This is a genomic window from Pseudalkalibacillus sp. Hm43 (assembly GCF_054170705.1).
This window is the reverse complement of the sequence record NZ_CM135129.1, coordinates 3061249-3076302: the sequence shown is the minus strand read 5'-3', so window position 1 is coordinate 3076302 and position 15054 is coordinate 3061249. Positions and strand designations below refer to the sequence as shown.

The window sequence follows — 15054 nt, the reverse complement described above, 5'->3', positions numbered from 1 at the left end:
TTCATTTCCCCCTCACTTTCAACACAATTTTTTGTAAGAGATACAAGAATGGAAGATAAACGGATGTCAGATAAAAACCGGATTGGCCTAATATTGAATTCAACATATCAATTTCCGGTCGGTCCCGAAATACGCCACACGCGGCTACAACAACGATCATGTACGCCCAAATCACATAGGTCTGCTTGAATCGAAAGGTTCTCTTCAAGGTTCTACTCGCCGCCCATAGACTAAGACATATGTTTGGGAGCACAACAAACACATAGATAGCAATCCCTATATATTCGAATCGAGCAAGAAAGGGTAGCTCAATGATTTTCCATAACGAAATCGTAGCCCAAATAACATGAGTAATTTGATTTTCGCTATAGTAAACGAAAGAAGTTAGAGCGGTACCCAAATAGATAAATACAGCAAACAAAAATCCAAATTGCGCCCACTTATGAGATTCTAGGGGTCTTTTGAAAAAAGGGTAGTAAATCAGGATTAACTCAAAACCAATGTAGCTTAATGACATCGTCTGGGCTGCCTTCAACAATTCCATGAAACTATGATCAATGACAGGGAAGACATTTTGTACGTGTGAATATTGCAGCGGATAAAACTTTAATAGAAGCAAAGGCAAACCTAGGATGACACTAAAGAAACAAATACCGGTAACCGTCCGGAATCCTCCAGCTACGAAATAGTAGGCAACCCCAATAAATATGGTTGAAAAGATCCATACGTTCAACTGTGGAAAAATCCACAATTGAATCAACTCTGTGAACGTTCTTAAGACCGTAATACATAAAATGAGAAAGTATAGACTGAAAATCACATTTAACAGGCTGCCAAATACTTTTCCAAATAATGAATGGTGGATGGTGACGATATCACCTTGTCCGTCTTTTAAAAGCTGATAGATGATCCAGATGAGAAAATGGACCCAAACGGCTCCGATAATAATCGAAATCCATGAATCAAATCCGGCATCCAATACGATATAGCGCTCAAAACCTAGAACGCCAATACCGATGATCATTGCATGCACGAGAAAGAAAGCCATCTGAGGCTGTACCATTACATTCTCAGGTACCGATTGTGGAAGATTGATCTTATTCATCGATATCCCTCTTTTCATTCGCCCGATGCTTACTGAATCGGGCAGCATCCTGAGGTCTGGATAGGAATGGACGGACAGTCTGCTTATTATATGGAAGACGGATGAAAGCGTCCTTCAAGTCACTGATGCGCATTGGATAAATCGGCGATAAGAATGGTCTGCCTAGGGATTGAAGACGGATCAAATGCCCTAAGAATAAAGCCATGACTAACCCAACTCCGATCAACCCCCACCACTGAGCCCCGATCAAAAATGGGAATCGGATCAATCGGATTGAATTGGCAATTTGATAGACGGGTGTTGTGAAAGATGCCAAAGCTGCCAGGGCAACAATGATAAGTAAAACGTTACTTGTCAAGCCTGCCTCGACAGCTGCTGTCCCAATTACGATACCACCCACGATACCGATCGTTTGACCGACCTTTGTGGGTAATCGCGCCCCAGCTTCACGGAGCAATTCAATAGCAAGTTCTAATATGATGACCTCCAGTATGGGAGGAAAAGGAATATCAGCTCTGGAAGTGATAATCGTCGCCATCAAATCTTCTGGAATCATTTCATGATGGTACGTTAAAATCGCTACATACAACGGAGTAGAAATAACCGAAAAAGCAACTGCAAATAATCGTAACAACCGTAAAGTAGAGGCTAGATGCCAGTTCAAAAAGTAGTCATCCGATGCGGAAAAGAATTCAACTAGTGTGGTTGGACACGTCAAAGCATGAGGAGAGCCATCAACCAAAATGACGATTTTCCCTTCTGCTAACGCGCCTGCCACCCGGTCCGGCCTTTCGGTATCCACGAACTGTGGGAAAGGTGAATTCGAATTGTCCGAGAGCATTTGGGCGATATAAGAACTGTCATTGATTTCATCAAATTCTATACCATCCAGTCGCTGCAGGACGGTATTGACGTTCTCCTGGTCTGCAATCCCATCTATGTAAAGCGTACAAATTCTTGTTTTCGTCACTTTCCCGATTGTCGTTTCTTCAACGGTCAATTCAGGTAGAGTGATTCTTTTTCGAACTAAGTTGATGTTCGTATCGATTGACTCTACGAATGCCTCTTTCGGACCTACGACACTGAACTCCACTTCTGGAATACTTACCTTCCTGGTCTCCGTTGACACGGCAGGTATGAGTAAGACTCTTTCATCCTCTTCTTTCAATTGAATCATGATATGACCTTGTAGAATGGACTGCTGAATCAGATCCAGATCATGTGTAAGAATCTGATCCTGGACAGCTATTTGCTCCATCATTTCTTCGAGTGTATCCATTTGCTTTTCTTTCAGATTTTCCAAGATCGTCTCTGACAGGACCTTTGGTTCGATGACCGTTTTGATATACGAAATAAAACATACTGTGTGACCAGTATGTTGGAATTGGATGAAGTCTTTTGAGTGTTTAAATGTTGAAAGTGCTTCTGTAATCGACGACTGCTCTTCCTCTTTTTCTTTATTTTTCAGACGTTTATATTTTTTGATCCACTTTGACCTCATAGAAATCCCTCTCATGGATATCAGCTTATACCTTCCATTTTTAACTTTAGATGACAGTTGTATACGTTTGGTTTATAGGAATATTCACTTGGAGAGGATAGAGGTAGGAAGAGGGTGAGGATGAATGATTTGGCTGATGTTAAGCCCTTATGTATTACTAGTCGTATTTTTTGTTTTGGTCTATTTCTTGTTTGATTTTTTTGCGTTGGTATCTTTATCAATATTCTTAATCTGGATCATTCTCCTCCCCTTCGTCGTTTTTATCGTGGATGAAAAAAGTCGAGTGGGGCAAGAAGAAAAGCGCAACCCGAATAAGTGAAATTCGTGCAAAGAAAAAAGCACTCTCGTAATCAAGTGCTGTAGGCCATTATGGCTGTATTGTGATTGGGAGTGTAATCGTGAAGATCGTACCGACTCCTTCTTGACTTTCAACTTTTATCGTTCCTTTATGATTCTGAATGATTTTATAACTCATCATCATTCCTAAACCTGTTCCTTTTTCTTTTGTCGTGTAAAAAGGCTCTCCCAATTTGTCTAGTCGCTCCTTGGGGATTCCGCATCCTTCGTCTTCGATCTCGATCAGTACGTTTGAACCTGCACCTCTCCGTATACGAACCCAAAGATTCTGGCCGCTTTCCATCGCTTCAATCCCATTTTTGATAAAATGGATGAATACTTGTTTCATCTGATTTTTTTCACATATGATAGTAGGGAGATCCTCTTCTACTTCCAGATGGAGTTGGATGTTCTTGGGTCTTGCCTGGACATCGAGTAAGACCAATGTGTTAAGAGCGATTTCCTGAAGGTTTTCCTCTGTCATTCGATTTGCCTGGGGTTTGGATAGCACCATCAACTCGGATATGACCGTTTCTATGATCTGAAATTCATTGAGGATCACGTTGTAGTATTCAATGTTCGAAGGATCTTCTTTAATCAGTTGAATGAAACCTTTAATGGAGGTCATCGGATTTCGGATCTCGTGCCCGATTCCTGCTGCGAGTTCACCAACCACATTCAGTGTTTCTGATTTGCGTATTGATTCTTCGAGTTTTTTCCTTTGGGTGATATCTCTTAAGATCGTCAAGTGGACACCTGGAAGAATATTGGCTTTTGTCACGTGTTCGACGTGACGGATGGTACGATCTTTATTGGTCACTGTCGACTCTCCGGATAAGGTTCCTGCCTCTTTCAATCGTTCTAACGTTTCTGGCATCCGGTTTCGGATTTTTGGGTCTAGTAATGCGAAATGTTCCGCTCTCTTGATTTCTTCTGTGGTAAAACCGAGCAACCTACTGGCAGCTGGATTCGCTTCTATTGGTATGCCTGTATCATCGAACAAGACAATAGCATCAAGCGCTTCTTCAAAAAGGGCTGTGAACTTATTATGGTTGGTCTCCATTTTTCCTTGGATCTGCTTCTTTTCAGTCACATCGATTGCTGTACCCATCACCTCCACAGTCAATCCGTTGACTTTGAGAGGAATGAGCGTTACCTCATATGTAAAATTGCGATAATTGAGATCGAAGTGTACCCGCTTTCCTTCATAAGCCCGTTCATAGAAGTCGGCAACCATGGAAACTGTAGAAGAATCAAATAAAACCTCCGGTGTTTTACCAACGATAAGATTCGGAGTCAACCCGTTGTTCTGAGCTGTTTTTCCACTTAAGAAGGTATATTCGAATTTACCATCGGGACGTTTGATAAACTTGAACAATAAACAATAGATATTATTGAACATTTCTTGAAAGTGAGTGAGTTTTTCTTTCATAGTCTGGTTTTCAGCCTCTAATTGTTGTACCTTCGATTCCAATTCCAGCACTCTGTTTTCAATAAGCTCCATTGACGTCACACCCCTTTTGGACAATCTGACTACAAACAATTTTATTGGCAATAGGCAAAAAAGCTTTTATACATATAATTCTTTACCGTTAGGCCGCTTTCCTCCTACCGAAAAGAATTATACATAGACTTAAAAAACTCCACAAAGAAGGTGAAAACACACAAACTTTCATTATATAATAGGGGTCAGGCACCCATAGCGGTGCCTGGTACTTCCGAAGACCTATTGGGAGAGTAAGAACAAATTTCGGTGCCTGGCACCGTAGGTATTGTTTACTAATAAAAGGATTGATGTTGATGAAGCGTATTTTACTAACAGGTGGAGGATCGACAGGGCACGTCGCTGTGAACCTGGCTTTGATCCCACACTTGAAACGGAACAATTGGGAGATCCATTATATTGGTTCTCATAATGGGATAGAAAAAGAATTGATTGAGCCGCTATCGGATGTAAAGTATTATCCGATTTCCACGGGTAAGCTGCGCCGATACTTCGACTTGAACAACTTCAAAGATCCGTTCAGAGTCATTAAAGGCGTTGGCCAGGCATATCGGATCCTTCGTAAAGTGAAGCCGAATATCGTCTTTTCCAAAGGCGGGTTCGTATCGGTACCGGTCATCCTCGCTTCTCGATTGAATGGGACTCCGGTCATCTCTCACGAATCAGACATGAGTCCAGGTCTGGCAAACAAAATTTCCATGCCGTTCGCATCCAAAGTATGCGTGACGTTTCCTGAAACATTGGAACACTTGCCGGAAGATAAAGGGATCTTATTAGGATCCATCGTTCGTGAAGAATTACGCGAGGGATCGAAACGAAAAGGCCTTCATTTATGTGATTTTACCGAATCAAAACCGGTCATCCTCGTAATGGGTGGAAGCCAGGGCGCGAAACGAGTTAACGAGACGATTCGAAGTCTGGTACCTACCTTGACGAAGAAGTATCAAATCGTCCATCTTTGCGGAAAAGGAAAAGTGGATGAATCCATCAATGTCCACGGATACAAACAGTTTGAATATGTGAAAGATGAACTGCCGGATATCCTTGCAATGACGGACCTCGTCGTTACAAGAGCAGGTTCCAACTCCATCTATGAATTTCTCGATTTGGAACTTCCGATGATTTTGATCCCACTTCCACTCAGTCAAAGCCGCGGGGATCAAATCCAGAATGCCGAATCGTTTGAAAAACAAGGATTTGCAGAAGTCATTCAAGAGGAAGATCTTTCAGAAGAAGCACTTGGATCGCTGATCGACAAAACATACGATAACCGTTCGGATTACCGGAAAAACATGCAACGAAGCGAGCAAAGCAATCCGTTGGAAAAGCTGTACGAACTACTTGATGAATACAGTCGAAAATAACCTGCACAAAGAAAGCTACCGTCAATGACGGTAGCTTTCTTACATCTCTATCAGACTTCCATTCGGATTCGTTCACTCACTTCAAAGTTCTTGATTTCAATGACATTCGCAGCCACATAATGCCCATTCCCCACATCAATCAATTGAGGTGGATGAGGGGATTGAGGGGGGACTTCAATGGATTCTTGTTTCATATGTCGCAAGTTCGGATCTGTTCTCGGGATAGAAGCCAGTAAAGAACGCGTATATGGATGGATCGGGTTTTATCTCCCATCTCCCAACTCTTTAGCTATTGTTTTGTAACCCATGCCTTTTTGAAAATATAAATCAACAGCTTTTTTCTTAAACTTTTCCCATAGAAAAATCCCCTGCATAATAGACAAATTAATGTGCTTTCTTTTATCTGTCTACTATGTGGGAATCATATCAGGGTTAAGACGCCTTCTTCTTTTTCCGATGTAGAATATACCAAATAATGAAGAGGATCGCTGCAACAGCGAGTGCGATGTAAATGATGTTGGAGTAAAGCTTTACATATTGAATGAGTTCTTTCCAATTTTCCCCGAGTGCAGCTCCTATACTGATGAGTAAGATGTTCCAAATCAATGTCCCCAGTGTTGTAAACACGATGAACAGTACAAAGCCCATATTGGCCATGCCCGCTGGGATCGATATGACACTTCGAAGAAATGGCATCATTCTACCGAAGAAAACGGTCCATTTTCCATATCGATCAAACCAGTCATCCGCTCGGTAGATGTCTTTTTTCTTGATTCTGAGAATATGCCCCCAACGGTCGACGATTTTTTCGAGATTTTCTACATCCAACAGTAACCCGACTCCGTATAGGACGACTGCACCAAAAAGTGCTCCGCCCGTAGAAGCCGCAATCACACCGTACACATTCAGATCCGTTTTCGTTGTGATGAAACCGCTGAAAGGAAGGACGACTTCTGATGGAATAGGCGGGAAAAGATTTTCTAATGCCATGACGAGGAAAATGCCCCAATAGCCGTATTGTTCAATAAACTCCGTATACCAGCTCTCCATTACGATCTCCTTTAGGTTTTATCTATCTTTAATGTCCCCTTATTTGTTCGTGGTGAAACGAAGTCCCTGTTTACGGAACCCTTATGTTAAGCGTCTCATCGAGTCGAACTTCATACAACAAGTTTTCGACGGTAATATGGAGTTTATTACTAAAAATTGATCTTGTACCTGGCACCGTTTTAGAATCCTTCTGTATCAACACTTTTCAACCGGTGCCTGGTACAGTCATAGGTACTTCGGCGCACAAGGAAAAGGAACCGCCTTTTAGACGGTCCTTCTTTGGTGTAAGTATCCCTAATCTCCATTGGCTTACTGCTTCACCAATGTAAAGGTGATGTCTTTTGTATTTTTGCCGATGGCTCCAGCGTCATTTTTAAAGATTTCCGATTTATTTTCTTCCGATGGCTCGATATGGATGTCAAAGCGGTTTTCACCGTTTCTCAAGTTCACTTGATGACTCCATGTCATGTCATCATTTACGGTTACCCGTTCACCATTGATGGTGAGAATGCCTTCCTTGATTGCGTTCCCTTTCAATGTCACAACATCATCTGAAACAGTTTGACCGTTGGCGTGAGAGGAAATGACGACCGGTTGATCAATCCAACGTAGGATCTTATCCTCGACGACCATCTTGTTATTCCCCTGATTTTCAACGACAACCTTCATATCTGTGCCAATAGCTCCGTAACCATAGTAGCTGACGTCATCGTCGTTCGGATCATCAGGCGTGTGATCCGGCAACCCTTCCTGATCCCACGAGTTTCCTTTAACATACTTGTACGTCAGTACTTCACCGACTTGCATCTCGACGGTATATTCCCAATCAGGCGTTACCGCTCCATTCCTGCTCATTTCCCATGCGTTCGTGTTCCAGCCGTTCAAGCTGTTCGGCATGTTCACTTTGGCATCTAATGGCGTATAGTCTGGCGCATTGACTTTGAAGGTCACTTCAACCATGACGATATCCGGAGTTACTGTCACTGCATTGGAATCCACCTTGTTGCCATATTGGTCATACACTCGGACGACATATTCATACGACTTCCCATTTTCGACACTCAAGTCTTTATATTGAGTCATACTTGGATCCCAAAGCTTCTCAATGACTTCTCCATCACGGACAATGGCAATCATGTATGGATCCTTTGAATTCTGCAAGCTCCAGTTCAAGTTCACTTGACCCGATTCTTGTTTAGGCTCTTCCAACGCAACTGATTCTACTGGAGGTATTTCATCTTCAGCCTTCAACACCGTGAATGCCTGTTCATCCGAATAGATCCAATTTCTTCCTAGGTCCGTTGTATATGCGTATCGGTATTCATATTGTCCAGCTTCTAATGGTAAAAATTCAGCTGAGAACACATTTGTCCCTTGTTCATTCTCGCCTTGTCCAGTGTAGACAGCAGGGATGCTCTCCCATTCCTGTTCTCCAGGAGTTTTCACTTGAAGTTTAGCCTGTAAACCTTCAGCCAGATCCTCAGCTGTATATTTTCCAATCTGAATCCCAACATTCATCGTTTTCGGTGCAGATAAATCGAGTTCAATTTCTTCGATTTCTGTCAGGTCCTCAATTTCATATGAATCTTCTGTTAAAGGAATATGAGGGATGACTTCATCTGTCGCTACTTTCATAGACTCGTTCCCATACTTGTCGACAGCTGTCACCGCGAAATAATATTTCCTACCATTGTCTAAATCAGTTACGTCGATTGAAGACGTGTTCGTTGTTTCTACCTTTTCATAAAGCGCGCCTTTAATGGTGGTCACATACACGTTGTACTGCTCCGCTTTCCCTTTCCAGGAAAGACTCACTTCATTGACGCCTTCAACAGCGGTCAATTTTTTGATTGCTTTCGGCGCTTTTACATTCTTGTTCTTCGCAAACAGCATCTGTCCGCTCATTGCCGGGATGGTCAATGTCACTTTTCCATCCTTCACTTGAACAGCATCATTTTCACCGAGTTGATTATCAAACGTAATGCCGTTCAATGCGAATTCCTTCACATCCACCTTGATTGTTTGCTCTTGATTGCCTCGGTTGACAGCAACTATGGCTGATTTCTTATTCAAGCTGCGGCCATATACGAATACATCGCCTTCCATGTGAAGGTTTTTCAAATCGCCGTATGCAAGAAGATCTTGATGTTTCTCTCGGATTTTCCCTAGGTTCTGATAATGTTCGATCAATTTCTTATTCTCGTTGCCCCACGGATAGGTTCTTCGATCATCCGGGTCTTTTGAACCCGTCACACCCGCTTCATCCCCGTAATAAACGGTCGGTGCACCAGGATACCCGAATTGGAAGATGGCAGCGAGCTTCAAACGTTTCAATCCGAGCTCGTGATCATAGTTTGCGTCGAACTCAGCGCGCTCTGCATTTTCGTTTCCATTTCCGAGTAAGTAGACAGCACGGGCTGTATCGTGTGACCCCATCAGATTCATCAGATTATAGAAAGCTTCCTCGGGATAATCTTCCTCAATCGCCTTCAACTGTTCAGCTGCCCGCTCTGCTTTTCCATTTTTCAAATAATCGAGCATCGCGCCTCGGAAACGGTAGTTCATGACCGAATCGTAAAGATCTCCAAGGAAGTATTTTGAAGCGTCATCCCAAATTTCACCGAGGATCAACGGATCATCATTCGTTTTCGTTTTGGTCGCTTTGATTTCATCTCGGAACTCTCTCCAAAACTCTGTATCTACTTCATTCGCAACGTCTAAACGCCACCCCGAACCACCGCGGTTCAGCCAGGATTTTGCAACAGAGTCTTTGTCATACATGATGTAGTTCGAAAATGCTTCGTTGTTCAGTTCGGAATCGTATGGGACGGCTTTTCCGGGTACTGAAGCAATTTCCGGTAAGCTATCGAATCCCCACCATGCCTGGTAATCATAGCGTTCGTTAGGCGTGCCTACTTCCACTTTTCTATTGTCGATGTTGAACCAATTGTGGAAGCCATAGTCACTGAATACTTGACCTTCTTGTAAAAATTCTTTCTCCGCTCTTTCCTTTGCAGCCTCTTCCGACAAGCCTTCCTCATTCATATAATCATAGATTCTTGCCCAATATTCATAAGCACCGACAGTTTCATATTTTCCATATCGGTCAAAGTAGATGGAATCATCCCCGACGTGATTGAACACGCCATCGAGGATGAGATGCATATCACGCTTTTTCAACTCATCCGTAAATTGCTTGAACTCTTTCGGTGAACCGAACATCGGGTCAACCGATTTGAAGTCTGTCGCATCGTACTTATGGTTGGATGCCGCATGGGCAACTGGGTTTAAGTAAATCGTGTTGACACCGAGCGATTGGATATAGTCCAATTTCTCATGGATTCCTTTGATATCTCCGCCAAAGAAATCATTGCTCCATATCCCGTCTCCTTCATAATTGGAGTTGTTCGATAAACGTGGATTATCCGGGAGTTCAGACCAGTCCTGATCCTCAATCGGCTCCATTCCACGTGCGTATTCTTTCGCGTCATCGTTTTTCTTGTTTCCATTGTAAAAACGGTCCGGGAAGATTTGATAAACGACCGCTTCCTTCATCCAATCTGGGGTCTTGTATTCCGGTTCATAGACCGTCATCTGGAAGAGATCCAGTACGTTGTCACCAACGCGTCCTGTATGACCTTGCGCGGTATCTTCACCATACTCTTTGACAGTTTGACCATCTTTAGCGATGAATTTGTAACCATACACCCCTTTTTCACTTGGTGTGATGGTCGCTTCCCAGTATTCACGTGCGCCTTTTCCGTCCACATCTGTCCATCCGACTAAATCCATTTTAATCAGCTCGGAATTCCCTGACGTGTAATTTTTCAACTGGACATTCGCGCCGGTCAAGTCACCCTTTGCAGCTTCCAGGCGCAGTTTGACCTTCTCTCCTGTTTTGATTGCACCGAATGGTTTCCGGTATAGCTCGTCCCACGTATCGTGATGGAGCTGATCTGTTTTGATGAGCCCATCCGGACCGGATCCTTCATAGTCAGTCGTGACTTCTTTCGTTTCATGGTTATAGAAAAATGTGACTTGTTCAGTTTTCGTCACATTCAGTTTGACGTTCTCTTCAGGGTACTGAGTGCCCCAATCGTTCCCGAGGACGACTTTGAATTCGTAATTGCCTTTCGGAACATCCGCTGTAAACTCATACACATTGTCATGGTTTTCATCCGTTAAAAGCGCACTGGATGTTCCTGGGGACCATTCATCTCCCGCACCAATTGCAGGTTGGATCGTACCCGCGAGACGGGGCATTTGATCCTCTGTCATGATGGTCGTTACATGCGTCTGATCGTTATAGACAAACAGCACTTCCTTCTGTTCACTCAGTGCGAAGGTCATGTTTTGACCACCTGCTTCGCCATTTTGACCGTAATTCTCATCCCATGATCCATTAATGGCTACTTTATACTCGTATGTACCGGCATCCAGCACTTTTTTCAAATAATACTTGTCCCGTTCTGAAGCAGTCATTTTCATCTCATCAGATGCTGGGTTCCAAAAGGTCGGATCCCCATCTGAACCGAAGCTTCCGACGATACGAACCGTTCGGTCAGCTGCTTCTGCATCGTTTGATGCCATTCCGACCAAGCTTTGCATGACAAGCAGCAATACCATAACCACTAAAAAAGGTTTTGAACGCTTTATTTTCATAAAAATCTCCTCTCAAAATTGTTGTCGATTGAGTTGTGAAAACGTTTGCACAAACCTCATAAAAAGAGGGCTGCATATAAAATTTGTGCAACCGCTTTCATATAAGTATACAGAAAGTTCCAACTACTATAAATAGGACCAAATTCATAAATAAGGAGAAAAAACACTCCCCAATGAAGAGGAGTGTACTTGGAGGATCAGCAGCACTGATCGTCATCTTTTTCTGACGGGTCACAACAGTCAGTTTGATCATTTTTATCATCACTACAACAAACCTCATCTTGCTTCACTTCAACTTCTTTAATTTCAATTCCACAACAAGCCTTAGCCATTTAATCACCTCCTTTCATTCATTGAATTTTTTTGATTAATTGGTTGAAAAATTTTAAGCATAACAGCAATCCGTCTGTGGTTGTCTTCTCCTGCCAAGTTTATAAAGTACGCGTAACCAGGATCGAGACTTTTCCCTATTGTTATTCTCATGGTAAAGGCGCGTTTCCAGCTTGTTCAATTGCTCTTGCCGATATTTAATTTCCGTTTCTAGTAAATAAGAATCAAACATTATCATCATCTCCTTAAATCAATTTTTATTGATTAATATGATTATATGTTTCGTCGGATGGAATTGCAACTTATAAATCAATTTTTTTTGATAAATAAATTGCAATTCATTACAGCTCATCATATACTATGATTAATCAAACTTTTTTGATTTGGGGTGTGAAGGATGAAAGATATTGAACGAGTAGATGAATCTCTACCAGGAACGTTTGAAAAATATGAAGCGAAGTTCAAGGCACTGGCCGATAAGAAACGACTTCAAGTCATGTATTTGTTAACCCAAAAAGGAGAAATTTGCGTTTGTGATCTTGTAGATATGATGGAAATGCCACAATCGAAACTTTCCTATCATTTGAAAATACTACTGGATGCGGGAATCATCACACGAGAAACACGCGGAACCTGGAGCTATTATCAATTGAATCAAGAGGAAGTAAATCATCTGTTATCTGCTGAACTTTGTTGCTTATTCAGACCTTCTTGTTAAGAGGAGGTTTTCTTTTGAATTAATTAATCAAAATAATTTGATATAATGTGAGAGGATGAATATCATGTGGGTGGAAACGTTTAAAAGTTTTTTATGGATTGCATTGGAATTGACTCTATTATTCGTTGTGATTTCCTTTGTCATCAGTCTGTTGCAAGGATACATACCTTACAAGAAGATTGAACAAATGCTGATTGGGCGGCACAAGTTACTCGCGGCATTCGTTGCGGTATTTTTTGCTTTCATTACGCCGTTTTGTTCTTGTTCCACGATTCCCGTGGTCGTCAATATGCTGAAGAAAAAGCTCCCGTTTAACATCGTCATGATTTTCTTATTCGCTTCACCTGTTCTTGATCCGACGATTTTGACCATCATGGGTGTTTTTCTTGGCTGGAAGGTTACCATCGTGTATACAATTTTAACGACTGTTTTATCGATTCTAATTGGCTTCACGCTTGGGGCGCTTGGATTCGAGAGAGCGGTCAAGAATGTCGTCATGTCTGGCTACAATGAGGAAAATCAGAAATTCAATGTTCGGTTTGCGTTGCGCGAAACTTGGGATTTGATGAAAAGTGTTTATCCATACTTGATGCTTGGTGCAGGGATTGGAGCCGTCATACATGGAGCTGTACCGACTGAATGGATTTCCAATCTGTTCAGCGAAGATGCCTGGTGGCTCATCCCTGTTGCCGCTATTATCGGTATTCCACTCTATATACGACTATCCAGCATGATACCGATCTCCCAAGTCTTGATTGCTAAAGGGATGGCGCTCGGACCAGTCATGGCGATGATGATTAGTTCCGCCGGCGCTAGTCTACCCGAGGTCGTTTTGTTGAAATCAATCTTTCACAAAGAACTGGTGATCACCTTCGTCATCTCTGTAATCACCATGTCCACCATATCCGGATTCATCTTCTATTTAGTATAGGTAGATTTACCTATGGTGCCAGGTACTTATTTGGAGTCCGCTCTGGTCAAGGGTTCTCTGTCGGTACCTGGTACTGTACCTTGATTTCGGTTTATAATTTCTGATTTTGGCTTGTTATTTCTGATTTTGGATTATAATTTCTGATTTTGGATTATAATTCCCGATTCTGGCTTATAAATTCTGAAACGGGTTTATGTATAAAGGAAAAGCAGAGCCGGCTATACCATAGTCGGCTCTGCTTTCTATCATTTTTAAGTCATGAAGACTCAATTAGCAGCAGTCTTCCTGTCCTAGAAAGACAAGTCCTGCACCTTGTTCAGTTTGTTGGAAGTCGACTGTCAGATCCTTCGTATATGAAACGATTCGTTCATCGATAGATACGCGGATTCCATTCAGCTCTTCCACTTGATCATTTTCTTGTGGCTCATCCAGAGCCATTCCCATCTTGGGACCGCCTCAGCCCATGCCGGCAAAATAAATACGGATGCCGTCTGCACCATGCTGATGGAGGATTCCCTCGATGGCTTGTTTAGCGCTATCTGTGATTTGCATTGATCTTCCCCCTTACTCTTACTGTTATAGCCTCTCTTAGTGTAGAGTATTCGAAGCGAATCCTCAACGTTAATCGACTTATTTCTTAGGGGAAGTCATTTCAATCGAAATTGGCTGAGGTTTTGGCGGTGCACAGCAAAGGGACATATCCCGTGCATCCCCAGCGGATTCAAACTCCGAATCTTCTTTCGTATAGAAGATCTCCCACGCGTTGCCGTCCGGATCGTAAACCCAGACTTTATCTTGAACGGCATAACAGCAAGTCGTGTCCATCTCATCGATCAAGAGAAGACCTGACTCCCGCAAACGCTCACCCATTTTCAAGACATCTTCTGTATTGTCCACCTGGAAGCCTAAGTGGTTCAATACACCTTCTTTGTTAAAATCACGAACATTCAATGAGAAATGCAAAGCAGGCTGCTCGAGCTCAAACTTCGCGTAGTTCTCTTTCACTTTCGTAGGCTCAGCTCCAAAGAAACTTTTATAAAATTCTAAGGACTTCTCCAGGTCACTACAGTTTACGGCAACGTGCATACGGTTAATCATATACAATCACTCCTTGCGAGAAAAAATTACTTACCTTCTTTTGCGAACTTTTGGATACGTTCTTCGATTTCACCACGGACACGTTGGAAAAATGTCCACTTCTCTTCTTCTGTACCTTCCGCTTTCGCTGGATCGTCAAAGCCCCAGTGGTCTCTTTTTACATGAGACGGAGTCATTGGACATTTATCGGCTGCATCTCCACAAAGTGTAACGACCAGGTCTGCTTTATTCAATAGCTCTGTATCGATGATGTCTGAAGTTTGGTCTGTAATGTCGATTTCAACTTCTTTCATAGCTTTCACCGCATTCGGGTTCAAACCATGCGCTTCGATCCCTGCAGAATAAACGTCGTACTTGTCACCTAGGTATTTTTTACCGAATCCTTCAGCCATTTGACTGCGGCATGAATTTCCTGTGCACAAAAAGTAGATGATTGGTTTAGACATGTGTAAAAA

The 15054-nt window shown here is 42.5% G+C and carries 14 protein-coding genes; 3 read left to right on the top strand and 11 right to left on the bottom strand.

The window, feature by feature from the left end:
* Position 1: 1 nt before the first annotated feature.
* The 3 genes from ACXQIQ_RS15980 to ACXQIQ_RS15970 form a co-directional block, all read right to left on the bottom strand.
* On the bottom strand, positions 2-1105 hold the full coding sequence (locus ACXQIQ_RS15980) for a GerAB/ArcD/ProY family transporter (RefSeq protein WP_439301377.1): 1104 nt from the start codon (positions 1103-1105) through the stop codon (positions 2-4).
* Positions 1098-2606, bottom strand: coding sequence for a spore germination protein (locus ACXQIQ_RS15975; RefSeq protein WP_439301378.1), 1509 nt, complete (start codon positions 2604-2606; stop codon positions 1098-1100). Before ACXQIQ_RS15975 ends, ACXQIQ_RS15980 begins: the two co-directional genes overlap by 8 nt.
* A gap of 367 nt (positions 2607-2973) precedes the next feature.
* Positions 2974-4446 (bottom strand): ATP-binding protein, encoded by a 1473-nt coding sequence (locus ACXQIQ_RS15970; RefSeq protein WP_439301379.1) that lies wholly within the window; start codon positions 4444-4446, stop codon positions 2974-2976.
* A 293-nt stretch (positions 4447-4739) separates the two neighbouring features.
* Between ACXQIQ_RS15970 and ACXQIQ_RS15965 the strand changes: the two genes are divergently transcribed.
* Positions 4740-5810 carry an undecaprenyldiphospho-muramoylpentapeptide beta-N-acetylglucosaminyltransferase gene (locus ACXQIQ_RS15965; RefSeq protein ID WP_439301380.1) on the top strand — a complete coding sequence of 357 codons (1071 nt, stop codon included), beginning with the start codon at positions 4740-4742 and terminating at the stop codon, positions 5808-5810.
* Between the two features lie 50 nt (positions 5811-5860).
* Here the strand turns inward: ACXQIQ_RS15965 and ACXQIQ_RS15960 are convergent, their stop codons facing one another.
* From ACXQIQ_RS15960 to ACXQIQ_RS15940, 5 genes are all read right to left on the bottom strand, one after another.
* A complete protein-coding gene (locus ACXQIQ_RS15960) occupies positions 5861-6013 on the bottom strand; it encodes a hypothetical protein (protein ID WP_458025655.1) in 153 nt (50 codons plus the stop codon).
* 229 nt (positions 6014-6242) lie between these two features.
* Positions 6243-6860, bottom strand: coding sequence for a DedA family protein (locus ACXQIQ_RS15955; RefSeq protein ID WP_439301382.1), 618 nt, complete (start codon positions 6858-6860; stop codon positions 6243-6245).
* Positions 6861-7169: 309 nt separating this feature from the next.
* Complete coding sequence (locus ACXQIQ_RS15950; protein WP_439301383.1) at positions 7170-11522, bottom strand: alpha-amylase family glycosyl hydrolase; 4353 nt, start codon at positions 11520-11522, stop codon at positions 7170-7172.
* A 197-nt stretch (positions 11523-11719) separates the two neighbouring features.
* Complete coding sequence (locus ACXQIQ_RS15945; RefSeq protein ID WP_439301384.1) at positions 11720-11854, bottom strand: hypothetical protein; 135 nt, start codon at positions 11852-11854, stop codon at positions 11720-11722.
* A gap of 53 nt (positions 11855-11907) precedes the next feature.
* On the bottom strand, positions 11908-12084 hold the full coding sequence (locus tag ACXQIQ_RS15940; RefSeq protein WP_439301385.1) for a hypothetical protein: 177 nt from the start codon (positions 12082-12084) through the stop codon (positions 11908-11910).
* 165 nt (positions 12085-12249) lie between these two features.
* On the opposite strand from ACXQIQ_RS15940, the gene ACXQIQ_RS15935 reads away from it, so the two are divergent.
* Together ACXQIQ_RS15935 and ACXQIQ_RS15930 are read left to right on the top strand one after the other, a co-directional pair.
* Positions 12250-12570 (top strand): ArsR/SmtB family transcription factor, encoded by a 321-nt coding sequence (locus tag ACXQIQ_RS15935; protein ID WP_439301386.1) that lies wholly within the window; start codon positions 12250-12252, stop codon positions 12568-12570.
* Positions 12571-12634: 64 nt separating this feature from the next.
* Positions 12635-13501 carry a permease gene (locus ACXQIQ_RS15930; protein ID WP_439301387.1) on the top strand — a complete coding sequence of 289 codons (867 nt, stop codon included), beginning with the start codon at positions 12635-12637 and terminating at the stop codon, positions 13499-13501.
* Between the two features lie 270 nt (positions 13502-13771).
* On the opposite strand, the gene ACXQIQ_RS15925 is transcribed toward ACXQIQ_RS15930, so the two are convergent.
* The 3 genes from ACXQIQ_RS15925 to arsC all read right to left on the bottom strand — a co-directional run bounded on the left by ACXQIQ_RS15925 (position 13772) and on the right by arsC (position 15045).
* Positions 13772-14053: an iron-sulfur cluster biosynthesis family protein gene (locus tag ACXQIQ_RS15925; protein ID WP_439301388.1), complete on the bottom strand. Its 282-nt coding sequence runs from the start codon at positions 14051-14053 to the stop codon at positions 13772-13774.
* Positions 14054-14131: 78 nt separating this feature from the next.
* Entirely contained in the window at positions 14132-14599 is a 468-nt protein-coding gene (locus tag ACXQIQ_RS15920) for an ArsI/CadI family heavy metal resistance metalloenzyme (protein ID WP_439301389.1), read from the bottom strand.
* Positions 14600-14625: 26 nt separating this feature from the next.
* Positions 14626-15045: an arsenate reductase (thioredoxin) gene (gene arsC, locus ACXQIQ_RS15915; protein ID WP_439301390.1), complete on the bottom strand. Its 420-nt coding sequence runs from the start codon at positions 15043-15045 to the stop codon at positions 14626-14628.
* Positions 15046-15054 lie beyond the last annotated feature (9 nt).